This window comes from Haloarcula sp. Atlit-7R, assembly GCF_003666065.1.
Classification (GTDB): domain Archaea; phylum Halobacteriota; class Halobacteria; order Halobacteriales; family Haloarculaceae; genus Haloarcula; species Haloarcula taiwanensis.
The window spans coordinates 80,746-102,131 of the sequence record NZ_QXIK01000007.1 but is presented as its reverse complement, the minus strand read 5'-3'; the positions used below and the strand labels follow the sequence as shown (position 1 = coordinate 102,131).

Below are 21,386 nucleotides of genomic sequence, written 5' to 3'. Positions count from 1 at the left end.
CGCAGTCGTGGTTGTCGGCTGGGAGCGGATGCCGGATGAGTCCGCTACTGGGTCAAATTCTGTGGCCATCCTATTCGGCGATGTCGTCGTAGAGTGACTGCTCGAAGATTTCGTCGGTAGACACTCCGCTATTGATCTGGCCGAGGTCCTCCATCTGCGCAGCGAAAAGCTGCGTACTCTCTGTAATCTGTGCCGGGTCGCTGATGTAGTTCGAGGCCTTCGACGTGAGGGCTTTCCGGGCAATCTTCGTCGGGAGTTTGTCGCCTTTGGCCTTACTCACAGCCTTCGCAGCGACGGCCGGCTGTTCCTGGATGGTTTCAGTAGCACGCGAATGTTGGGTAATAACAGACTTCGCGATGTCCGGGTGATCGTTCCAGAGGCGGTCGTGCATGAACATGATGCCGCCAGGCTGGCCGGACATGAATGAGCCAGCCCACGTAATGCGCTCGAAGGGTGCGCCTCTCTGTTCAAGCGCAGTCGGGATGGGCTCCATAATGACAGTGCCATCGACGTTCCCAGAGAGCAGCGAGCGTTTGACGGGGCTACCACCCGCCATCGGTTCAATGTCAACAAGGTCCGGGGAGAGCTCGAGTTCCTCGCGGAGCCAATAGTGGAGAAGGATAAACGCGACACTGCCCCTAGGGAAGGTGCTGAACTTGAATTTCCGTCCGTTTTCCTCACGGAAGACCCGGAAAGCGTCGGCACCGTGTTCATCCCAGAGAGCAGCAAAGTCCTCGTGAGCGAATACGACAAACCCGTTCTTGTGATTGGCCGCTGTGACTTTCCCCGGGACATCCTTACTCTTCATCTTGATCGCAGGGGTGATGCCCATGAAGGCGAGGTCAATGTCCCCGTCAGAGTACGCTGAAACGATGGTGAGACCCTCATTAGCGAAGTTCGTCGCCTCGATATCGGGAGCTAGCGCTTCAAAGTACCCCTGATGCTTCATTACGTGGTACTGGAGGAACGGGAACGGTGGCTTGAATGCCACGCTGAGGGTGTCCATGGAGTTGCCACTGAGCAGAGACGTACACCCAGAGAGGGCGGTAAGTGTACTTGCGCCGACTGCTGCACCGGTTTCCGTGAGGAAACGTCGTCTACTCTGGATACGTGTCTCGTCGGACCGATTCGAATTATTAGGGTGGCCTAAATTAGGCATGCCTAAAATGAACGGACAGTAGTTAATATAATCTTTCCTTCCAACCGAGAATAACAGACAACCACACCAAGTGTAGACGTATTTCTGTGAGTGGGCAGCGGTGATACCCCTCTAGATACACCCAGAACCTTATGGCACGGCTGAGTGCAAATCAGCCACCAGCGATGGCGATATACTCGCGTATTCGCGGGACCCGCCACTAACGGGCTCCGTCGCAGGACCGCAGTCCAGTTGCCGAAGTACGCTGCAGAAAGACGCGGTCGATCGGCTGCCCACCGATCTTAACAGGTCCGTGGCGAAATCGTCGACCGGCCGGTGGACAGAGTGTCTCCGCTTCTCTTACTCCTCTGGCCGCTCGATAGCATTCTGGGGATCACTGCTGCTGAGTTGCCACACGAGAATCCCGAGTGAGACGAACGCAACGGCAGCCGTAGCGATGTACCCGGCAGTGCTGATAGTAAACAGCCGGTCTGGAAAGAGCGCAAGCACAATGAGCAGGCCCATGGTCGAAAGACTAGTCAGCGAGGGAACAACGATGAGCCAAAATTGTCGCGCGACACTGCCCATGCGACGCTCTTCGATTCCAAGTAGTATGTATCTTATCAGCCAGAAACGCGCCACCGGCTACACTGTTTGAACGCCGTGCACCAACTCAACCCACAGTGCGGAACAACTGTTGGCCTCAAAGCTACGGGCTTTTCACGCGAGTTATGGAAAGCTGTTACTGCTGTTACCGACGATCCTCTGACCTCGCGTTCAGCGGTATCTCGTTCAGCTACACCTGTGCCCCGTCCTATACAAGCGGCTGGCTGTGGATTGTGAATAGAATAGAAGCCCGACAGAGCACCATGGCTGATGGTATTGGCTGTCATGTAGTCCTCGCAACTGAGCGTGCAACACGGAGTAACGTGCTGTCGTCGGCCGTGTCGGCAGGGAACCTGCTCACATAATAGGTGGTGCGATTCACCGACCAACTAATCCGGACCGTTCTGTTTGTCTGCGTTTGCCTTGCTTCGTACTCACCCACTTGCACGGGCGTCCCTGTAGTCGTGTTCCGTGTCCCGTTGAGAATTCCAATCCTGTAGTGTGTGTCAGTGCTCGTAGACTCATATCTGAGCATCGCTACCTCTGGATCAGTTGAGCGGTGCGACGCGACGTCTAACTCGAATTCTGCCGGCATGTTCGGGTTCGGCACTGGAAGTGACGCAGCGTCGGCCAGCGCCGCTCGTGACTCGTACGTATTGAACTGGACCTGTTGTGCATCATCCGGAACCTCTTGCGGGTCGAGCTGGAACGTTCCAGGCTCGAACGTCGGATTGAACGTTACATTCCGATACGTGACTAGGTATTCGTAGTCATCACCGTTGGCAACGAACGACGTCTGGCGCTTGATCGGAAACAGGAACTCAGTATCTAGCCACAGCGTCTGTGACCGTAACGACATATCTTCATTGGCCGGCGCGATCTCTAACCGATAGGTTTCTCGCCCAGCAATCGTTTCTGTGCCATTATATACGACCGTCACGTTCCCGCCACGATACGCAGATGAACTGTTTTCTCCGGACTCGTCTTCGCGTGGCACTACTGGCAGGGGCGAAATGCCCGGGGTCGACGTCGGCTGCGAGACAGGGCGGTTACTTTTGGCCGCGGCGAGAAGCTCTGGATACGTCGTCTCTGTAGCGCTATCAGTGGTCTGGAACGACATTCGGTGGAGCTCATTCGACTCCGGGTCATAGGACACAAGCCTTGACCCGTTTGCAATAATAAATCCGCCTTCACCAACCCGGGGTGGTCTTGTTTCCTCCGCTTTAGTAACCGATATCACCCGCTCAAAATACGCAAATGAGCGAACTCGTTCTCGCTTTTGCGTGACGATTGTTGTTGTTTTGTCGTTCCGGGTTCGGACTGTCGTTACCGTTGCGTTGACGGTATCAAGCGACGCGTAGCGCTCTGTTGCCTCAGCTTCTGATGGTAGCTCCGCACTCCCACTGGATGAACTCCCGATTGCACTACAGCCGCTCGCTGTGACTAGTATCACCACAACAACTACACGCACAACCTCTCGCAAACTGAATAGCTTTCTCGTAAGCCGATACATCTGTTAGGATATGATACTGCTTGGATGAATATAAAATACGGTTTCACGGCCTGATTGTGTTCTTGTTTCGAATAATACGCTCGCCGGGAAGACAGTTACATCACTCGCAAGTGTTTCGAACAGTGGCGGCGAAATACAACCTTGTCGGCGTCTCAATCGGCCCAAACGACAGGCCCGTCACACTCAAGCTGACCCAGTAGTAGGCTGCGAAAAGCAGCCCATCTTGGAGGCGTAGTTCAGGCGAGTCGGTCAGTACAGCAGACTCAGGCCTCGTCCATGTCGCCAATAGCCCCAGCCATCCCAAGAAGCAGTAATCCGTACCCGGCGAGGCCGGCGGGGATTGATGCCTGGAGAAGCAAATACCCAGTAAATGCTCCAATGCCGCCGATAATACCCCCGCGTTTCCTCGCCGACCGATTCGACTGCCCACGAGAAAGAGAGAGCCACTGCTGTTTATGTGCCAAAATCAGTGATGTTACCACACCGTACAGTGGGAGAAGCGAAAGCATGACCAAGTGGTCCGATGCGGCGAACGCTACTGCAAAAACGGTGATTAGCAGTCCAACGCCTGCTGAAATGGCGTACCGGAGGGCGGTGCGCATACATCAAGTAACAGTTACCGGACCAAGTACGGTACGAAATCTGTATACAACAGCCACAGACAGGCTGACCATTTCTTGCTAAGCGTTCATAGTGAGACAGTCACACTGAGAATCAAATCCGCCGCACCATCGCCATAGCTCTCAGCCCGGTGGCCCGCCACTGACAACTATTCCAGAAGGCTTCGTTGCGCTCGCAGCCAGATGACTGCGCAGGCCGCTCTATTAGCCGATTCGTGCTACACACACACGCTCGTCGACGGCCCTTGTCGCTGAGAAGACTTATTAGCAGGGATCATCTCGTTCAATTCGGATCTCTATTGTTGGGTTCATAACACTTACAGATAACGCCACCACCGACCGCCGTGTGACCGTACCGATAACATCGTGACGACAACTGACGCGTAGCTATTCCACTACCCACCGCTACAGCGCAGCTTCCGAACTGTCACCGCTTGACCTGACCAGATATACTCGGCGACAGACAGCCTACGTTAGCAGTACGGTGTTCCCTATTCCGCGGCGCTTGCGCTCAACGAGATTTTGGCTTCCAGACTGTCGAGCGTACAACTAACAGTTGCTTTCAAGAGTTCTGTCCGCTTGACGACCTCGCTCTGTGGCAAGACACCGTCAGGGTCGAGTACCGCCCAATGCCACACCAGTCCGAAAGCCTTCGTCGGATCGTCTCAAGAAGAAGCATACCCGTCAGGAATGGTGAACAGAGTGTCCTAACGGGACCATAGCACGCCGAAGAGTCACCATGGATGGTCCGGAACAGGTGGCCTCTCACCAGCTGAGGGAAAGCCCCGTCCGCCTGTATAAAAAATCAACATAGCTACGACCGAACTAACACCTATGTCCTCGTGTACCCGCCGCACCCTCCTCGCAGCTGCTGGAACTGGACTGGGAGTCTCCCTCGCTGGTTGTGGATCTCTTGTGAACAATTCACCGGCAGCAGAGGCTCCGCCCGCTAGAGAGCTTGATAGATATCGCGTTTTTGTCGCTAAAAAAGTCGACTTCCCGGGCCCTAGGCCGGTTTCATCTGTCACGGATGGAGCCAGTGCTGACGTGAGTGTGTACCCAGCCGGGGACGACCAAGTCCAGCGAGTCCGCGACTGTCTCACTGACGGCCGCCCTGCTGTCGTGGCAGGCGCGGACGCGCAGTGGACCGTTATGCAGGCGTGCGCCGACAGTGAGCGTCGGTACGGCTTCACTCAGAACGGGTGGGGGCCAACGGACCTGATCGCCGCTGCTGTCCCGAAACAGGGCCGACTGGACACACACAAATTCGTCGGTGCAGAGCTACCGCGGGACCTTCCGTGGGCTGTCAGTGAAGTGCTCGAACCATCGTTGCCGGAGTGTCCCGCGCCATTGGAGTTGGAGGGTCCTGACGGTGCCACGACCATCGGCCGGTCACGAATTCGCGGAGTGAACGATGTCGGCGGCTTTGATCGCTGGGATACCCTTCGGATGGCTGCTAATGTTGACCCAGCGGTAGTCTCTGTCGATATGCAGGCCACAGTGTACGGCGGGTCCACCCAGAGCGATACCAGCTCGTACAAACCAGACCGGATCCGTTTCGTTTCGGATTTCCCGGGGAAGATAACCGGAATGAGTCCCCAAGACGCTGGGTTAGATAGTCTCACTGTTGAGGCCACCAGTAATACCGGTCCCGAGACGACTCTCACACAGTATACGTTCACACCACGAGAGAAAAGATACCAGGGAGCTTTTGCAGCCTGTGCGCGGACGCAGTTCCGGACGCGGAAGACTGAACCACCGATATCGTATGACTCTAACGGGCGATTTCGATGGCGGGATCCACAACTGCTTGACGACGATACATGGGTACATCATACGCCCGGACAAGCTGTCTGGTACCCGAACCGCTGACTCCGACCGAATTCGCTTCGACGACTCCACGTCAATGTAGCCATGAAAAGCGGTCGATCAATGGCTCGCCGAAGGCGCTCACTCAGATCCGAGACAGCGCGACGTACAACAAGATACCAGCGTGAATCACGGCGAACGGTCCGATAACAACCAGTGAAGCGTAGGCTGTTCCCGAGTCGATTCCGGGGGCGAGAAACAGCCCGGCTGGCACTGCGAGGAAAAAGAGCAACAGGCCGCCGGCAGCTGCGATGATCGTTGGATCCCGCTCTGGCCGTTCCGTTTGGTGTACTGGAAGCTGTAGCGTGTTGATTGCTTCGTCGAGATCAGACAGCGGGCCGAACTGCACGCTACCTCCGTCGACCGAATCAACGCCAGTGATCCGTAACCGGCCCGTGTCACGAAGCCGGTCGACGATAGCGTTAATAACGGAAAAGTCGGTTCCCGGACCGACCGTGGCAATCCACTGCGGTGACTCCAACAGTCGGTCGTAAGCGACCAGAAACTCACCCCGGCGTTGGTACTCGATCGTTCCGTAGCGGAGGTAGAAACTCAGCATACGAGCACCGATAATACAGAGAAGTACGACCGAAAGCAGCCCGATCCAGACCGGGTGACCGATCTGTAGCGCGACGACAAGCGCCGCGACAGTGAGAAGTGTGAACCGCGAGACCAGTGCGAACCCGACGGCGCTGAGACTTCCCAGTATTACGGACTTCTTGTCGACGACAACACTGGCTTCGACCGGCTCTTCAGGCATCTTTGGCTCCGGTGGCGGTTCGCTTCTGGGCAAGTCATCTGAAAGGTCTATATTCACATCGAGAAGCGACCCTCCGAAATGCTCCACGTAGAACCGGTAGACCGAACTGAGTGTTTTTCCGATGACAAGTCCCGTTAGCAGCGTTATACGACCGGCACGGGACCCACCCAGCGTGAGAAGCCCGACAAAGAGCAGTACCAAGGTCAACTGTGCCGGTGTCCGGATCAGTTCCTGCGCAGACACGTCGCGATACTCACCGGTGCCGATGTACTCAACCACGAACTCCTCGATCTGTGAGAACAGCAACGCCGCGATGCTCACAGCGAGGCCCACTGAGACCTGAATCGCCGGCCCGAGCGTCATGAGGTAGACAAGGCTGATCGGCCCGATGAATCCGAACCAGACCCCCAACACCGTGAGCGCGAAAGGAATGTTCCGTGGATAAATCGGTGGCAAATTCGAATAGAGCTGAAAACTACCGCGTTTCTCCCGGAGTTCATGTAACGGCTCGTGCTGTCCGGGACGTCCCGGAGATCCCTGCTCAGCGAACAGGGCCTTCGTCGCTGCGATGAGGACTGAAAAGGCGGCCTCAGCTGTGTAGACAACGAGTAATAGCCAGAGGTCCCAGCCCCAGGCAGTGACTCCGACCAGCGGAATACAGTTCGCAGCGATTACACCCAGACCGCGGACGAAAGTCGGGAACCGCTGGGTCATGATTGGTAGCACTCAAGTCGTTACACCTGAACAACAAACATACTTCGAATTCGATAGCACGGCTGAACTGCACCTGTATGACCGTTGCCAGTACAGTACAGAGAGGCCGTCAAGAACAGAAGGTATCGCCAGAAACCACAACCCTCCCGTCACAGGATTTCAGGCCGATGTGGCCCTGCGGTTTCCACACGCATACCCTCCAAGCGTTTCCTGCTGGGTTTCAGCATCGGCGTGGCTATGGCGACTTTTCAGAATTGCACACCTGAATCGCTGACTGCTTTTCGTAAGCTGCGGGCCGTGTGGCCCCACTTTATACGCGGGTGCGCCTCTTATGCTGTTCGGCTCGGGGCAGTTGCTGGGTCTGATACTCTAGGTAAGACATTTTTAGAATGCGATCAAACATTAACCAGATGTCAGAACCGCCCTCCAGTCGTTCAACGAGCTTTGTCAGTACAGAGACCAAGATCACAGCTGTCTTTATCATACTCGCTCTCGTGTCGGTATTCGGTAGCATAACTGTTACCGACAATCAATGGATTCACTTCGCTGTGCTACTCGGCGTTGGCGTTATCATACCGACACTCATCAACGAGTGGCGTAACTGATTGGGCCACACACGCGGCACGCACTATGCCAGTGCGGTCAGATCTCCCGGGGGCAACTTCACGAATACCACAGCGAGGTCCCTCGCTGCTGACCCGCTCAGCGAGATCACGTCGCTCGGTGCGACCGGGTACCTGAAATCACTGGCCGCGACTCTCCCGCTACCTCTTATCCATGCCGCCGCTCGTGCCCCGCACACTGGCCACGCATCGTCGCACCGTCGATCCGCTATTCAGTCGAGACACTCGCATTCACGAGCAGTTTGCTGGATAGCGATACCAGCGACGTTGGCACCGTACTCAGCAGTCCGCTGAATACTGTCGAGTAAGAGACCCACGACGTAGGCCTCGCCGGGGGTATCGTGCCCGTAGAGGTCTCGGTCCAGCGCCTGGAGATTGTCGCTCAAATCGTTGCGCTTGGAGAGGGCAGCGTGTGCGGCCTCGATGCCGCCGTCGGCGAGGATCACGTCGGCGGCGTCGTCGACGACCTGTCGAGAAGTCGCCGAGAGCGACTCAATGCGATCCGCGAACGTCGCTGGCACCACTGCGTCGGGGTCGAGAGCAAAGCGCGCTATCTTCTCGGCATGGTCTGCACATCGCTCGAACTGCCGGCTAGCATAGTAATACTCGAATAGCTCGTCACGACCGTATGAGAGCTTCTCTACCTCTTGGAGGTTTGTCAGCGCGCGACGGAAGTGTCTGGTCACCATCGCGAACAGTTTGTCGGCCTCGCTATCGCGGTTGATGACCTGCCGAGCAAGTGCTTCGTCACCGTTTAGCACGGCCTGAACGGCATCGCGGTGCATTCCCAGCATGACAAGCCGCAACCGGAGCGCAGACTTACGCACATCGACGTTGTTGGCGTCGATGAGGTTGGTCAGGCGGATTCGCGTCTCACCGGCCTCCAACAGTTCGAACCCTGAGAGCTTCGAGACAGTGTCCTCAACCAACTTCCGGCGCTCCGCGGAGTGGCCTGTTCTATCTAGCAGCGTCACTGTATCGAAACCGACGGCGTGCAGGGCGTGTATTTGCTGACGGATAGCGTTGTCTGAGTCGGTCGCCACATCGACTGTCGTCGTCCGGGCCTCCATCGTGCGATCCGTTGTCGCCTCAATCAGTAGCGATCCGTCGTCGTTGGGATGCAGTGAGAGCACGGATCCAGCGTCGATTCCGTGTTCCTGCGCCCACGATTTCGGCAGAGAGACAGTAAATGTCGTTCCCCCCGAGAGTTGCACCTTCCGTGTCTCCATACACTGCCCGCTGATAACAGAATATATATTATATTTTATATGAGGGGTATATCCTGGTAGGAAGTGGTATATATCTGTACAGGCCGCCAGAGCGGAAGCGAAAAACAGAGTACGTCACGGCAGCTAACAACGCTATATAGCCGTCCGGACAGTCTGTGGAACAGGGCTAATACTGCAAGTAGAGAGAAGCAGCTATGTCCCATCGAACGTGGCACCACCCGCTGGCGAGGGATCAACAGGGTCGCGATGCGACACGTGCACAGGTTGTCGAGGCGATTGACCGAACCGCTCCGAAGACGAAAGAAAAGCTGGCACGCACAGTCGGTATTTCTGAACAGTACCTCTCGGAATTGCTTCAGGAACTCAAGGCCGAAAACGTCGTTCGAAAGGGCTACATTGTCGACGATGAGGCACTCTACCGTGGTGCACCGAACATCTCGAAGCTATACGGTGGATCAGCCGAAGAGACCGAAACAGATGCCGATGTATCTGATGACCGAGGTGCAGCGCTCCTCAAACTGCTCGCACGATTAGAGTCGGTGACCACCCGCCAGTACGAAGCGGCTCGTGCAGCCTTCGAAGGTGACCCTGTTGATCGCTCGGCGAAGAAACTTGAATCGTTGACCAATGAGCGCTACTCCGCAGTGCTGTCGGAATTGAAGTCCTACACGCTGACGACTGATTGGCCCGGTAACCGTGTCGCTGCCGACCTTTCGACGATTGCGACCAATCTCGAAATCGTCGGCGACCGGGCCTGCTTCATTGCCGACGTGGTCGCTCGTGAGGAGACCGACGCGACTGGGATGGTGAACGAACGGATGACGGATATTTTTGCATCCGGGGAGCAGATCAACGACTACCTTTCGAGAATTCTATTCGACTGTGAACTCGAAGTACTCGACAGACTCCGAGAGGAGGAGGTCACTGTCCACCGGGATCTGGATGAGTTATTCGAACTGGTGACTGCGTACGACCCCGATATGTACGGGTATCTCGTCACCATTACGCGTGCACTTGAACGGGCTATCTACTACTGGGTCGACGCCGCTGAGCTGGCCGTTCAGTTGCATTCTGGCGTCCAGCCGGACCACGTCGAGATCTGAACCGACAAAAACAGCGCGAGTACAGACGGGTCCAGACTACTCAATCCAGCGTCGCGGGGTCGGCTGTCTCGGGCGCGTGCCGGTCGAGAAAGGTCTCTAAATCGCGGAAGTCGTCGAGTCGTTCGCGGAGCGTCTCGTGGTCCCAGTCCCACCATTCAGTCGCTGCGATGCGAGCCGCGATGTCCTCTGGGAAACGCCGCCGAATCGGTTCGGCGGGGACGCCCGCAACGATGGAGTACGGCGCCACGTCGTCGGCAACGACGGCACCCGCGCCCACGACGGCCCCGTCACCGATAGAGACACCGGGGAGGACGATGGCACCGTGGCCAATCCACACGTCGTGACCGACTTCGACTGGCTGGTCGGCCCGCCATTCGAATATCGATTCGTCGTCTTTTCCGAGGTCGTACATCGCCGCGCGATAGGTGAAGTGATGTGCCGTCGGGCGGTCGATGGGGTGGTTGGTCGGCCCGAGTCTGGCCGCGGCGGCGACGTTGCCGAACTTCCCAATGGTCGTGAAATCCAGCTGTACGTCCTCCATGAGATAGGTGTAGTCGCCGATAGCAGACTCGTTGAGTCGGGACCGTTGCCGGACCTCGGTCCACGCCCCGAGTTCGCTCTCAGTGATCGAGACGGGGTCGTGCAGCGTCGGGTCGGGACCGAGCGACCGGGTCCGGTCCGCCCCGTAGTCCTCGACGTACGTCACTGGCGACGCCCCATCGTCGAGGCCAGTATCTTCTTCGGCGCGTTTACGAAGGCGTCGAGGACGCCGGTCTGTTCGGTGTCGTCGTCCTCTCGCAGGTACGACCGGACACGCTGACTGATTAGTTCAACAGATCCGGCTAACAGGAAGATCAGAATGATACAGGCCATCATATTGGTGTAGTGGAACGTCTGTCGCTGGATGTACAGTTCCAGACCCAGGCCGCCGCCGCCGATGATACCGAGGCCGATAGCGGCCCGCACGTTGTGTTCCAGGTCGAAGGCGATCCAGGCGATAAACTGCCGGAACACCTGACTGAGCATCCCGAAAGAGACGACCTGCGAGCGGTTCGCGCCCGTCGAGCGGATCCCCTCGATGGGTCCGTCCTCTATCTCTTCGAGCTCATCGGTGAACAACCGGCCGAGGTATCCCGTTGTGTCGACCATTATCGCCAGAGCCGCGGTGAACGGTGTGACCCCGGCCAACGGGATTAGTATCAGGAACCAGACAAGTCCGGGAATAGCTCGAATGAGGCTCATCGTCCCGCGGAAGACGAAATTGAACGGGTAGGGGACAACCCGCTCGCTTGCCATCACGCCGAAAAAGAGCGCGCCGGGCAGTCCGAGTACCGACCCAGCGAATGCGACAGCTAACGTGACGAACATAGCGCCCCAGACGATCTGTCCGTTCTCGACGGTGAGAATAAGATTCTCCGCCATCATGAACGCCCAGTACTCACCGAGATCGACGAACGGAACGCCGAAGTACGTCGTCGGTGGGAAGTACCCCAGTAGTGCCTCGTAGAACTGGTCGAGTTGCTCGACCAGCATCAGCAGTTCGAACTCGATTACGCGGAGACTGAAATAAAATATCAAACCGGTGCCAACAAGGCCTAAAAGCGTCCAGAGCCGCCGTTTCGTCTTACGGCGCTTCATCTCCTGAAGTTTCTGTTCCGCGGCGGTGTCGCCCACGTCGTCGAACCCGAAGTATGTCGCGACGCGGTTGCCGTCGGCCGAACTCACGCTTCGGCCCTCCGCTCGTGGTCCTCGTCTCCGGGGAGACCGGCAGCGCCGTCGGCGAGGTCGTCCTGGTCTGCTAGGCCGACCGTCTCGACGCTGCCGTACAGGTCGTCAATCAAATCGGGCGTCAGGCCCTCCCGACCCACGTCGAACAGTTTTTGACCGTCTTTCAAGCCGATGAATCGGTCGCCGAAGTGTGCGGCGATGTTAACCTGATGGAGGCTTACGAGCGCCGTCACATTATGCTCCATCGCGGCCTTCCGGAGGTAGCCCATCACTGTTTCGGCGCTGGCGGGGTCGAGGCTTGCGACCGGTTCGTCCGCGAGCAGGAGACGGGGGTCCTGGACCAGCGCGCGGGCGATGCCGACGCGCTGTTGCTGCCCGCCCGACATCTGAGTGACGCGCTGGTGGCTCTCGTTGAGCAGGCCGACTGTTTCCAGAGCCTCCAACGCCCGGACCTTGTCCTCGCGGGCCTGCCACTGAAGCAGGCTCTTGACCATCGAAACGCGGTCCAGAGACCCAGTGAGAGCGTTCAGGTATGCCGAGACGCCTTCCACAAGGTTGTGTTGCTGGAAGATCATCCCAACGTCTGTCCGCGACCCGCCAATCTCCTCGTCATCGAGATAGATACCGCCCTCAGTAGGCTCGGTCAGACCGTTGGCACAGCGCAACAGCGTCGACTTTCCCGCCCCAGACTCTCCGAGCAAGACCGCGAACTCGTCTTCAATCTCGAACGATACTGATTCGAGGGCTGTCACGTCACCGTACTCCTTTGTCAGGTTTTCTACCTTAAGCGTACTCATGATAAAAATAGTACCCTAAGCGCTTAGGCCGCGGGGTCAATGCCGACTGCGTTCATCCGTTTGATCACCGGTTGATATGTCTCCATTGAGGTGTCTCTAAGTGTCGTGAACGGCAGTTCCTCCTCGTTGTAGTCGTCCGGGTAGTACTGCTGGATAGTTTCCTTATCAGAGTTGACCAGTGCGTCGCCGATCGCCGATTTCTTCTCGGAGTCCCAGCTCTTGCGGGCGTACATCGGCTGTTTCGGGATGGGGAAGGACCACCAGATCGGCTTGAATGCCGGCGTTTCAGTCCCGAGCGTGTCGAGGAAGGAACTCTTGTCCAGCACGCGGTCGGGGAAGTCTGACTTGTACTTCTCGGGGATGTGCGGGATGCCGTTCCCACCCCAGGTGGTCGCGCCGTCAGCCTCGCCGTTCCCGAGTTTCTGCAGAGCGATGTCGTGGTCGGTCCAGCTCCCTTCGAAGTCTTCCGGCGGCCCCTTGGGTGCCTCACCGATGTCGAGGCCAGCCTCCTGAAGCGTGTAGAGCGCGAAAATGGAGCCGCTGGTCGAGAGGCGGTCGGCGAAAGCCCACGTCTTGCCCTCCACGTCTGTCCGCTCTGAAATCTCCGAGTCCGGTTTGACTAGCATTACCGAGAAGTAGAACGCCGACCCGCCCGTGACGGTCGTTCCGTAGACGTCCATCAGGTCGGGGTTGGAGATGAGTGTCACGTCGTCCATCCCGATCTCGGCCTGCTCACTCTCCAGCGCCGGTCGGATAGCGGAGTAATCTTGTGGGACCTTCATTTCCACGTTGACGCCGTCAACCTCGCCGTTGATGAGGTTCTGGACCGGCTTGTAGCGCCGACGGGCGTCGGCCGGCGTCCCCGGCGTCAGCAGCATCGTGACGCTCTCTGCGCCGCCACCACTCCCACCGCCCATCACGGAGCTGCACCCGGCGAGACCAAATGTCGCAGCGGCGGCCGCACCACCGGCGAGGAATCGACGGCGGTTGACCGCACCAGACTGTGTCCCGTTCGTTGTGTCCGATACCCCGAACCCGTATTCAGTCGCGTCGTCTGACATCATCTGTGGGCTGGTAAAGGGGTCGAATAACAGTTGGCTGCGTAGAGTCCGGAGCGTCCACCTGTCTGAGGGCGGCTGGTGACTATCTCCACAACGTGGCTAGCAAGTACATACCCGTATAGACGCACAGAGACAGGAGGGGGAGCGAACCCCAGCAGCTGGTCGGGCATAGAGAGTACCGAGTGAAGCCTTATGCGGTAGTTGCAGTCCTGATAGAGTGAGTGCATGGTTGACCCATATGATCGGTCGGACCGGTTCGAGCTGATCGCCGCCTGCGAGGGCGGGACGCTCGCCCGGTTCGCCAACGATGTCCTCGCGGACGACCCGCCGCTGTCCGTCCGTCAGGAGCCACGGCCGCAGTTGGTGATGCAACAGGTACGCGAACCGGTCGAGCGACGGCCGTTCAATCTCGGGGAGGTCCTTGTGACGCCCGCCGAGGTCGAACTCGACGGCGCTCGCGGATTCGCAATGCTCCCCGGCAAGCGCGAGCGCGCCGCGCTTTCTGGGGCTATCGTCGACGCCGCCGTCGCCGGCGACCACGAGGCGACGCCGGACATCGTCGCGGCGCTCGAAGCGGTCGCCGACAGCGAGCGCGACCAGCGCCGGCGGGCGTGGGCCGAGAGCAAGCATACGGCCGTCGACTTCCAGACGATGGAGGGCGAGGAATGAGGGCGCTCGGTCTCGACCCAGTCCACGACACGCGCGACGCGTTCGACGGTCTGCTCGAAGCGATGAGTCGGCCGGGAACGGTCCAGTCCGTCCCGTCGCCGGCAGACCAGGCCGTCGTCTCGACGCTAGTCGACCACGAAGTGACGCTCTCGACGACCGACGAGACGCTCCGCGACGCGCTCTCGGACCAGGGGCGTCTCGACGCCGCGCCGCCCGAGACGGCCGACATCGTCCACCTCACCGGCGACCGAGACGTCGACGTACGCGAGTGCGAGCGCGGGACGCTCGTCGAACCCAGCGACGGCGCGACGGTCGTCTACCGCGTGGCGTCGCTCGCCGCTGGGGCCGCCGGGGCCGGGACGACCGTTCGGATTACCGGGCCGGGCGTCGACGGGGAGACGACGCTGTCGGTGTCGCTGCCCGCCGCAGGTCTGGCCGCGCTCACCGACGCCCAGTCGAGCTATCCCCGGGGCGTCGACGCGGTGTTCGCGGCCGACGACAGCCTCGCGGCCCTCCCCCGGTCGGTCACCGCGGAGGTGGTCTGAATGGGGTACGTCGCCGTCACCGCCGGCGAGGAACTCATCGAGCGCGCGGCCGACTTATTCGAGAGTCAGCGGATCGGTGACTCCGAGGACGTCGATGTCGACCAGATTCGCGACCAGTTCGGTCGCCTCACCGCCCAGGCGATGGGCGAGGGCGGACTGTACGCCCCACGACTGGCTGCGCTGGCGGTCAAGCAGGCCCAGGGGGACGCCGTCGAGGCCGCCTTCCTCCTGCGGGCCTACCGTTCGACGCTGGAGCGCTTCGACGAGAGTGTCACAGTCGAGCCAAGCGAGATGATCGCCTCGCGGCGCGTCTCCCCGGCGTTCAAAGACGTCCCTGGCGGCCAGATTCTCGGCGCGACCAAGGACTACACCCAGCGCCTACTGGACTTCGACCTCGTCGACGGCGACCCGACGGACCCGACCGAGGACTGGGACGTCGAGGACGCAGGCGAACCCGAGCGGCTCACGAACGTCACGGAACTGCTCCGCGAGGAGGGCCTGCTCCACGAACCGACCGCCCCGGACGTTGAAGAGCCAAACGACACCACGCGGGAGTCGGTGACGCATCCGCCCGAGCGCGACGAGGTGTTACAGGAACTCGCCCGGGGCGAGACCGGCGCTGTGACGGCGCTCGGCTACTCCGCGCTCCGGGGGTACGGCCAGGTCCACCCGACATTGGCGGAGGTCCGCGTCGGCGACCTGCCGGTCCGCATCGAACACCCCTACACCGGCGACGACGTGACCGTCGCGCACACGCGCGTCACCGAGTCAGAGGCCGTCGTGCCTGTCTACGAGAAGCGCGAGGACCCCCAGTTCGCCTTCGGCTACGGCCTGACGTTCGGTCGCAACGAACGCAAGGCCATCGGGATGACGATCCTCGACGCCTCGATACAGCTCGACGGCGAGGCCGAACCGGCCGAGGACGCCGAGTTCGTCCTCGACACGGTCGACGGGATGGACGCCTTCGGCTTCATCGAGCACCTCAAACTGCCCCACTACGTCACCTTCCAGTCGATTCTGGACCGTATCCGCGCGATCCGGGAGCGCCAGGGGCTTCGTGAGGACGGACGCGTCGACGACGAACAGCCAGCCGAACCGGCAGTCGCGGGAGCGAGTGACGATGACTGAGGACACCACCACTAACGACGTCTCGCCCGACGGGGGGACACCCGTTGCGACCGACTCCGTCGACGCCGCGCTGGATTCGCTCGACGGCGACGGCCTCGCGGGGTACAACTACGCGTATCTCGACGAACACACCAAGCGCGAGGTCCGGCGGTCGATGCTGAAGGCCGTCGCCATCCCCGGCCACCAGGTGCCCTACGCCTCACGGCCGATGCCGCTGGCCCGCGGGTGGGGGACCGGCGGGATACAGGCGTCGCTGTCGCTGCTCGGCCCCGACGACACGTTCAAAGTGATCGACCAGGGCGCAGACGAGAGCGTCAACGCGGCCAACATCCGCCGGCTTGCGGAGAACACGGCCGACGTGGAGACGACGACGGACACCACCGCCGCCGACCTGATACAGAGCCGCCACCGCATCCCGGAGGAGGTGCTGACCGACGACCAGCGCCTCGTGTTGCAGGTGCCGGTCACCGACGCCCTCCGGAAGGTCGACCCCTCCGACGCCGCGAACCGACGCCGACATGCCCACCGGAACTACGGGAAGATGTGGGTCCACCTCTACGAGAACGTTGTCGAGTACGGCGAGATCCAGATCGCGTCGCGGTACCCGACGATGGTCGCCGGGCGCTACCTGATGGACCCTTCACCCATCCCTCGCTGGGACGTGCCGAAACTCGACGATGCCGACCACCTCACCGTGCTGGCCGCCGGCCGAGAGGCACGCATCTACGCCGTCCCGCCCCACACAGAGGTCGAACCGCTGGCCTTCGAGGACCGCGAGTTCACGGTCGAGCGGTTCCCGGACGAGGCCTGTCACGCCTGCGGATCGACCGACACCTACCTCGTCGAAGTCTCGGAGGCCGCCGCGGACGCGGACGGAGGCTTCGAGACGCGCTACGCCTGCAATGACGCGAGCTTCTGTGAGAAGCGCCGCGAGAATCCCGACCTGTCGAAGGCCCACCACCTCGACCGCGAGAGCGTCGACTGGGGGCCGGGAACGAGTGAGACGGCCACAGCAGACGACGAGGCGGTCCGTGGAGGTGACGGGCAGTGACGCTGCTCGACGCCGAGGGCCTGGAGACGGTGTACGGGCCCAGATGTCCACAGTGCGTCGAGTCGACGGGCGACCGCGCCGGGACGAACCAGTGTCCCCACTGCGGGAGCGTCGTGGCCTGCGCCGAGGCCGACCTCGACGTCGAGGCCGGCGAGGTGCTCGGCATCGTCGGCGAGTCCGGCAGCGGCAAGTCCAGCCTCGCTGAACTGGTCGCACTGGAGCGCGATTCGGACGCGAAAACCGCCGGAGAAGTGCGCTACGCCGGCCACGACGGCAACCTGCTCGACGTCGACTACGAGACGCGTCACGACCTCCGGACCGGCGACATCGCCCTGGTCCACCAGCACATCCGCGACGGACTGAACCTCTCGTTCACTGGCGGCGGCAACGTCGCCGAGAAACTGCTCTCGGCGGGCGAGCGGTCCTACGATGACGTCCGCGAGCGCGTCCGGGACCTGTTTGAGGCGACCGAGATTCCCGTCACCCGGATGGACGACCCCACCAGCACCTACTCCGGCGGGATGCAGCGCCGGGTCCAGATAGCCCGTGCGCTGGCGACGGACCCCGACCTGGTCGTGCTGGACGAACCGACCACAGGGCTGGACGTGAGCGTCCAGGCCCGCGTCCTCGACATGTTCCGGCGCGTCCAGCGCGAGGAGGGCGTCGCGGCCATCGTCGTCTCGCACGACCTGAGCGTCGTCCGCCTGCTGGCCGACCGGACGCTGGTGATGCGCCACGGGCGCGTCGTCGAGTCCGGCCTCACGGACCGCGTGATGGAAGACCCGCACCACGAGTACACCCAGACCCTCATCAATTCAGTCATATGACAGTCCTGTCCGTCGACGGTCTCTCGAAGACCTTCGACATGCACGTGCTCGGCGACACGCAGGTCGTCGGCCTCGACGGCGTATCGTTCGACGTGCGCGAGGGCGAGTTCCTCGCTATCGTCGGAGAGTCCGGCAGCGGCAAGTCCTCGCTGCTGAAGTGCCTCTATCGCACCTACGAGCCCAGTTCGGGCGCCGTCGTCTACCACGGCCCCGACGGCGACGTGGACCTCGCGTCCTGTCCCGACCGGACGGTCATCGACCTCCGGGGCGACGCCATCGGCTACACTTCCCAGTTCCTCGACGAGATACCGCGCGTCCCCGCAGTCGACGTGGTCGCGCGGCCGCTCGTCGAGCAGGGGACCGACCGCGAGGACGCCCGGGACACCGCCCGCGACCTCCTGTCCGCGCTGTCAGTGCCGGAGGAACTCTGGCAGGCGTACCCGGCGACGTTCTCCGGGGGGGAGCGCCAGCGCGTCAACCTCGCGCAGGCACTCGCGCCGGAACCGGACCTGCTCCTGCTCGACGAACCGACGAGCGCCCTCGACCCCGAGACGCGCCGGGCCGCCATCGACCTGCTCTCGACGTCGCTGGACGCGGGGACCACAGTGGTCGGCGTCTTCCACGACACCGACGTCGTGGAGGCCGTCGCCGACCGGGTGGTCGTGCTGGACGACGGCCGCCTCCGTCGGGTCGTCCCCATCGACGCCTTCGACGGAGAGGTGGTGGTCGGATGAGTTCGACCGCTCAGACCGCCGCAGAGAGCGTCGCCATCGTCGGCGGCCGGGTCGTCACGCCCGACGCGGTCGTCGAGGGCGGCGTCCGCGTCGAGGGGGACCGAATCGTGAGCGTGGGTGCTGTCGACGCCGACGCCGACACCGTCGTGGACGCCAACGGCCGCCTGATCCTGCCCGGCCTCGTCGACCTGCACGGCGACGATATCGAGACGCACCTCCACCCGCGGTCGGGTGCGCGCATGCCCCCGTCGATGGCGCTCGCGTCCGCGGACCGTGCGAACCTCGCGGCCGGCATCACGACGAAGTTCCACGCCATCTCCTTCGAGGACGACGCGGACGAGGACCGCTCGCCGGAACTCGCGGCGACGCTGACCGACGCCATCGCCGCCGCCGACGACCTGCTCGCGGACCACCGCCTGCACGCCCGGTGTGAGGTGACCCAGCGCCGGTGCGTCGACGCGGTGCTGGGCGTCGTCGAGAACGGCGACGCCGACCTCGTCTCAGTGATGAGCCACGTCCCCGGCAAGGGGCAGTTCCGCGACGTCGAGGCGTTCAAGCGGTACTACGAGAACGCCGACGACCGAACGGTCGAAGAAGCCGAGGAGATGATCGCCGAGCGAACCGACATCTCGATGGCGACGCTCCGCGAGCGTGTGGACCGGGTCGTCGCGGCCGCCCACGACGCCGGCGCGGTGACGGCCTCCCACGACGACGAGGACCCCGCCGAGGTCGACCGACTGAGCGAGGCCGGCGTGGACATCACGGAGTACCCCATCACGCTGGAGACGGCCGAACGGGCCACCGACATCGGGATGACGACAGCGATGGGCGCGCCGAACCTCGTCCGCGGGGAGAGCCAGTGGGGCAACCTCTCGACAGCCGACGCCATCAAGGCTGGCGTGGTCGACGCGCTGGTCGCGGACTACCACCCCCCGTCGCTGCTCGCCGGCGCGTTCGTCGACACCGGCGAACCGCTCCCGGCGCGGGTCAGGCGGGTCAGCGCCGCCCCCGCCGACGCGGTCGGTCTCACCGACCGCGGCCGGATAGCGGACGGGGCGCGCGCTGACCTGCTGGTCGTCGACCGCGACCCGACGCCCACTGTGACGCGCGCACTCGTCGCCGGCCAGCCAGTGTACTGCGCGGACCCGGCGGCGGGAGGGACGCGATGACCGCCCGCGTCGGCGCGGCGATGGATATCCGCTACGGGACGACCGTTGAGGCGTTCGTGCGATACGTCACCGACCTTGGTCTCGACCACGTGGAGTTCAAGCGCGAGTACCTCGCGGGCCACCCCGACACGCCGGGGCCGCGAGCGGTCCGGGAACTGTGCGAGCGCTACGATGTCAGCGTCACGTACCACGCGCCGTTCCGGGACTGGAACACCGGGAGCTACGACGAGGTGGTCCGGCAGGACTCCGTCGAGCGAGTCAAGCGGACGCTCGACGACGCCGCCGACGCCGGGGCCGAGGCCGTCGTCGTCCACGGCGGGTCGGTCCCGGAGCGCTACCCCGAGTGGGTCCACGAACAGGCCTGGGAGAGCGCGAAGCGGTCGCTCGCGGAGTGCGCCGAGTACGCCCAGCTGGTCGGCGTCCCGCTCTGTCTGGAGAACCAGCCCTTCGACGAGACGACGCGGCGCTACACCACCACGCCAGACGACCTCGCGGCACTGCTCGAATCCGTCGACGTGATTCCGGAGTACCTCGGCGTCACGCTCGATGTCGGCCACGCGAAGGTGACCGGCAAGGACTGGCGCGACTTCGTCGACCGCTTCGGTGATCGAATCCGCGTCTGTCACCTCCACGACAACGACGGGACCGCCGACCAGCACGACCCGCTGTCTGCGCCCGAACCGTTGATCGACGCCATCCCGGCGGACTGCTTCGTCTTCGAGATGAAGTCTGTCGCCGACGTGGCCGCCTGCACCGACGGCGACGCCCCGCTTCCGGAGACGGGGGTGCCGGGCGATGACTGAGTACGACGCCGTCGTCTTCGACAACGACGGCGTGATCGTCGAACCCAGCGACCAGAGCGTTCTCGTCGACGCCGTCGTGGACGCCTTCGCGGCCTTCGACGTGCCGGTCGACGCGTCGACGGTCCGACAGTCCGTCGCCGAGGACGCGGTCCCGCGGGACCTGATCGCCGACCACGGCCTCGACGCCGAGGCGTTCTGGCACCAGCGCGAACTGACCGCGAGCCTCGCCCAGCAGGCCCACACCCGCGCGGGCGGCAAGCCCGTCTACGACGACGTGTGCGCGCTTGACGCGCTCGACGTGCCGCTGGGACTGGTCAGCAACAACCAGCACGCGACCGTCGAATTTCTGCTCGCTCACCACGACATCGACCGCTTCGACACCGCTTACGGCCGCCAGCCGACCCTCGCGGGCGCGGCCCGGCGCAAACCGGACCCGGCGTACATCGAGCAGGCGCTTTCTGACCTGGACGCGAGCGAGGCGCTGTACGTCGGGGACTCCGAGAAGGACGTTGTCGCGGCTCACCGCGCCGGCATCGACTCGGTCTTCCTCCGACGTGACCACGTCTCGGACGTGTCCCTCGACGTTGAACCGACCGCCGAGGTGGCGGATCTCCGGGCGCTGGTCGAGACGCTGCCCGAACTGCACTGACCCCACCGGCGGCGCGCTCGCCGGTCCGAGATTCGGCGGCGTCCGGACAG

The 21,386-nt window shown here is 61.9% G+C and carries 21 protein-coding genes and 1 pseudogene; 11 read left to right on the top strand and 11 right to left on the bottom strand.

Features of this window, described 5'->3' with window-relative positions:
* Window positions 1–70: 70 nt before the first annotated feature.
* The 5 genes and pseudogenes from D3D01_RS14955 to D3D01_RS25010 form a co-directional block, all read right to left on the bottom strand.
* On the bottom strand, window positions 71–1,006 hold the full coding sequence (locus tag D3D01_RS14955; protein WP_121512717.1) for an ABC transporter substrate-binding protein: 936 nt from the start codon (window positions 1,004–1,006) through the stop codon (window positions 71–73).
* A gap of 492 nt (window positions 1,007–1,498) precedes the next feature.
* Window positions 1,499–1,726 (bottom strand): hypothetical protein, encoded by a 228-nt coding sequence (locus D3D01_RS23425; protein ID WP_147439908.1) that lies wholly within the window; start codon window positions 1,724–1,726, stop codon window positions 1,499–1,501.
* Between the two features lie 301 nt (window positions 1,727–2,027).
* Entirely contained in the window at window positions 2,028–3,257 is a 1,230-nt protein-coding gene (locus D3D01_RS14950; RefSeq protein ID WP_199725405.1) for a hypothetical protein, read from the bottom strand.
* A gap of 263 nt (window positions 3,258–3,520) precedes the next feature.
* Window positions 3,521–3,859 (bottom strand): hypothetical protein, encoded by a 339-nt coding sequence (locus tag D3D01_RS14945; protein ID WP_121512715.1) that lies wholly within the window; start codon window positions 3,857–3,859, stop codon window positions 3,521–3,523.
* A 486-nt stretch (window positions 3,860–4,345) separates the two neighbouring features.
* Window positions 4,346–4,503: pseudogene (locus tag D3D01_RS25010) on the bottom strand (helix-turn-helix transcriptional regulator); the annotation flags it as partial.
* 421 nt (window positions 4,504–4,924) lie between these two features.
* Between D3D01_RS25010 and D3D01_RS14935 the strand changes: the two are divergent.
* A complete protein-coding gene (locus D3D01_RS14935) occupies window positions 4,925–5,749 on the top strand; it encodes a hypothetical protein (protein ID WP_121512714.1) in 825 nt (274 codons plus the stop codon).
* An 82-nt stretch (window positions 5,750–5,831) separates the two neighbouring features.
* Here the strand turns inward: D3D01_RS14935 and D3D01_RS24145 are convergent, their stop codons facing one another.
* Together D3D01_RS24145 and D3D01_RS14920 are read right to left on the bottom strand one after the other, a co-directional pair.
* Window positions 5,832–7,220 (bottom strand): DUF6498-containing protein, encoded by a 1,389-nt coding sequence (locus tag D3D01_RS24145; protein WP_198560257.1) that lies wholly within the window; start codon window positions 7,218–7,220, stop codon window positions 5,832–5,834.
* Between the two features lie 835 nt (window positions 7,221–8,055).
* A complete protein-coding gene (locus D3D01_RS14920) occupies window positions 8,056–9,072 on the bottom strand; it encodes a phosphate uptake regulator PhoU (protein WP_101351875.1) in 1,017 nt (338 codons plus the stop codon).
* A gap of 194 nt (window positions 9,073–9,266) precedes the next feature.
* Between D3D01_RS14920 and D3D01_RS14915 the strand changes: the two genes are divergently transcribed.
* The gene (locus tag D3D01_RS14915; protein ID WP_121512713.1) at window positions 9,267–10,175 is read left to right on the top strand and encodes a PhoU family transcriptional regulator; all 909 of its coding nucleotides are present in this window, start codon (window positions 9,267–9,269) and stop codon (window positions 10,173–10,175) included.
* 40 nt (window positions 10,176–10,215) lie between these two features.
* Here the strand turns inward: D3D01_RS14915 and D3D01_RS14910 are convergent, their stop codons facing one another.
* The 4 genes from D3D01_RS14910 to D3D01_RS14895 are packed head-to-tail and all read right to left on the bottom strand — an operon-like array spanning window position 10,216 to window position 13,761.
* The gene (locus tag D3D01_RS14910; RefSeq protein ID WP_101351877.1) at window positions 10,216–10,881 is read right to left on the bottom strand and encodes a DapH/DapD/GlmU-related protein; all 666 of its coding nucleotides are present in this window, start codon (window positions 10,879–10,881) and stop codon (window positions 10,216–10,218) included.
* Window positions 10,878–11,900, bottom strand: coding sequence for a phosphonate ABC transporter, permease protein PhnE (phnE, locus tag D3D01_RS14905; RefSeq protein ID WP_101351878.1), 1,023 nt, complete (start codon window positions 11,898–11,900; stop codon window positions 10,878–10,880). The genes D3D01_RS14910 and phnE overlap by 4 nt, the downstream gene beginning before the upstream one ends.
* Window positions 11,897–12,700, bottom strand: a complete 804-nt coding sequence (locus tag D3D01_RS14900) for a phosphonate ABC transporter ATP-binding protein (protein ID WP_121512712.1) — start codon at window positions 12,698–12,700, stop codon at window positions 11,897–11,899. Before D3D01_RS14900 ends, phnE begins: the two co-directional genes overlap by 4 nt.
* Window positions 12,701–12,723: 23 nt before the next feature.
* A complete protein-coding gene (locus tag D3D01_RS14895; protein ID WP_101351942.1) occupies window positions 12,724–13,761 on the bottom strand; it encodes a PhnD/SsuA/transferrin family substrate-binding protein in 1,038 nt (345 codons plus the stop codon).
* A gap of 225 nt (window positions 13,762–13,986) precedes the next feature.
* Between D3D01_RS14895 and phnG the strand changes: the two genes are divergently transcribed.
* The 9 genes from phnG to D3D01_RS14850 are packed head-to-tail and all read left to right on the top strand — an operon-like array spanning window position 13,987 to window position 21,336.
* Window positions 13,987–14,430 carry a phosphonate C-P lyase system protein PhnG gene (gene phnG / locus D3D01_RS14890; protein WP_101351880.1) on the top strand — a complete coding sequence of 148 codons (444 nt, stop codon included), beginning with the start codon at window positions 13,987–13,989 and terminating at the stop codon, window positions 14,428–14,430.
* On the top strand, window positions 14,427–14,975 hold the full coding sequence (phnH, locus tag D3D01_RS14885; RefSeq protein ID WP_121512711.1) for a phosphonate C-P lyase system protein PhnH: 549 nt from the start codon (window positions 14,427–14,429) through the stop codon (window positions 14,973–14,975). Before phnG ends, phnH begins: the two co-directional genes overlap by 4 nt.
* A complete protein-coding gene (locus D3D01_RS14880) occupies window positions 14,976–16,103 on the top strand; it encodes a carbon-phosphorus lyase complex subunit PhnI (RefSeq protein ID WP_101351882.1) in 1,128 nt (375 codons plus the stop codon).
* A complete protein-coding gene (locus tag D3D01_RS14875) occupies window positions 16,096–17,154 on the top strand; it encodes an alpha-D-ribose 1-methylphosphonate 5-phosphate C-P-lyase PhnJ (RefSeq protein WP_121512793.1) in 1,059 nt (352 codons plus the stop codon). The genes D3D01_RS14880 and D3D01_RS14875 overlap by 8 nt, the downstream gene beginning before the upstream one ends.
* On the top strand, window positions 17,151–17,981 hold the full coding sequence (locus tag D3D01_RS14870; RefSeq protein WP_121512710.1) for an ATP-binding cassette domain-containing protein: 831 nt from the start codon (window positions 17,151–17,153) through the stop codon (window positions 17,979–17,981). Before D3D01_RS14875 ends, D3D01_RS14870 begins: the two co-directional genes overlap by 4 nt.
* Window positions 17,978–18,715 (top strand): phosphonate C-P lyase system protein PhnL, encoded by a 738-nt coding sequence (locus D3D01_RS14865; RefSeq protein WP_101351884.1) that lies wholly within the window; start codon window positions 17,978–17,980, stop codon window positions 18,713–18,715. The genes D3D01_RS14870 and D3D01_RS14865 overlap by 4 nt, the downstream gene beginning before the upstream one ends.
* A complete protein-coding gene (locus D3D01_RS14860; RefSeq protein WP_121512709.1) occupies window positions 18,712–19,884 on the top strand; it encodes an alpha-D-ribose 1-methylphosphonate 5-triphosphate diphosphatase in 1,173 nt (390 codons plus the stop codon). Before D3D01_RS14865 ends, D3D01_RS14860 begins: the two co-directional genes overlap by 4 nt.
* The gene (locus tag D3D01_RS14855; RefSeq protein ID WP_121512708.1) at window positions 19,881–20,687 is read left to right on the top strand and encodes a sugar phosphate isomerase/epimerase; all 807 of its coding nucleotides are present in this window, start codon (window positions 19,881–19,883) and stop codon (window positions 20,685–20,687) included. Before D3D01_RS14860 ends, D3D01_RS14855 begins: the two co-directional genes overlap by 4 nt.
* Window positions 20,680–21,336 (top strand): HAD family hydrolase, encoded by a 657-nt coding sequence (locus D3D01_RS14850; protein WP_121512707.1) that lies wholly within the window; start codon window positions 20,680–20,682, stop codon window positions 21,334–21,336. Before D3D01_RS14855 ends, D3D01_RS14850 begins: the two co-directional genes overlap by 8 nt.
* The last annotated feature ends 50 nt before the right edge of the window (window positions 21,337–21,386 follow it).

Excerpts from the sequence above, each read along its gene's own strand:
- D3D01_RS14955 (WP_121512717.1), bottom strand. The coding sequence starts at position 1,006 with ATGGACACCCTCAGCGTGGCATTCAAGCCACCGTTCCCGTTCCTCCAG.
- D3D01_RS23425 (WP_147439908.1), bottom strand. The coding sequence starts at position 1,726 with ATGGGCAGTGTCGCGCGACAATTTTGGCTCATCGTTGTTCCCTCGCTG.
- D3D01_RS14950 (WP_199725405.1), bottom strand. The coding sequence starts at position 3,257 with ATGTATCGGCTTACGAGAAAGCTATTCAGTTTGCGAGAGGTTGTGCGT.
- D3D01_RS14945 (WP_121512715.1), bottom strand. The coding sequence starts at position 3,859 with ATGCGCACCGCCCTCCGGTACGCCATTTCAGCAGGCGTTGGACTGCTA.
- D3D01_RS24145 (WP_198560257.1), bottom strand. The coding sequence starts at position 7,220 with ATGACCCAGCGGTTCCCGACTTTCGTCCGCGGTCTGGGTGTAATCGCT.
- D3D01_RS14920 (WP_101351875.1), bottom strand. The coding sequence starts at position 9,072 with ATGGAGACACGGAAGGTGCAACTCTCGGGGGGAACGACATTTACTGTC.
- D3D01_RS14915 (WP_121512713.1), top strand. The coding sequence starts at position 9,267 with ATGTCCCATCGAACGTGGCACCACCCGCTGGCGAGGGATCAACAGGGT.
- D3D01_RS14900 (WP_121512712.1), bottom strand. The coding sequence starts at position 12,700 with ATGAGTACGCTTAAGGTAGAAAACCTGACAAAGGAGTACGGTGACGTG.
- D3D01_RS14895 (WP_101351942.1), bottom strand. The coding sequence starts at position 13,761 with ATGTCAGACGACGCGACTGAATACGGGTTCGGGGTATCGGACACAACG.
- phnG (WP_101351880.1), top strand. The coding sequence starts at position 13,987 with ATGGTTGACCCATATGATCGGTCGGACCGGTTCGAGCTGATCGCCGCC.
- phnH (WP_121512711.1), top strand. The coding sequence starts at position 14,427 with ATGAGGGCGCTCGGTCTCGACCCAGTCCACGACACGCGCGACGCGTTC.
- D3D01_RS14880 (WP_101351882.1), top strand. The coding sequence starts at position 14,976 with ATGGGGTACGTCGCCGTCACCGCCGGCGAGGAACTCATCGAGCGCGCG.
- D3D01_RS14875 (WP_121512793.1), top strand. The coding sequence starts at position 16,096 with ATGACTGAGGACACCACCACTAACGACGTCTCGCCCGACGGGGGGACA.
- D3D01_RS14865 (WP_101351884.1), top strand. The coding sequence starts at position 17,978 with ATGACAGTCCTGTCCGTCGACGGTCTCTCGAAGACCTTCGACATGCAC.
- D3D01_RS14860 (WP_121512709.1), top strand. The coding sequence starts at position 18,712 with ATGAGTTCGACCGCTCAGACCGCCGCAGAGAGCGTCGCCATCGTCGGC.
- D3D01_RS14855 (WP_121512708.1), top strand. The coding sequence starts at position 19,881 with ATGACCGCCCGCGTCGGCGCGGCGATGGATATCCGCTACGGGACGACC.
- D3D01_RS14850 (WP_121512707.1), top strand. The coding sequence starts at position 20,680 with ATGACTGAGTACGACGCCGTCGTCTTCGACAACGACGGCGTGATCGTC.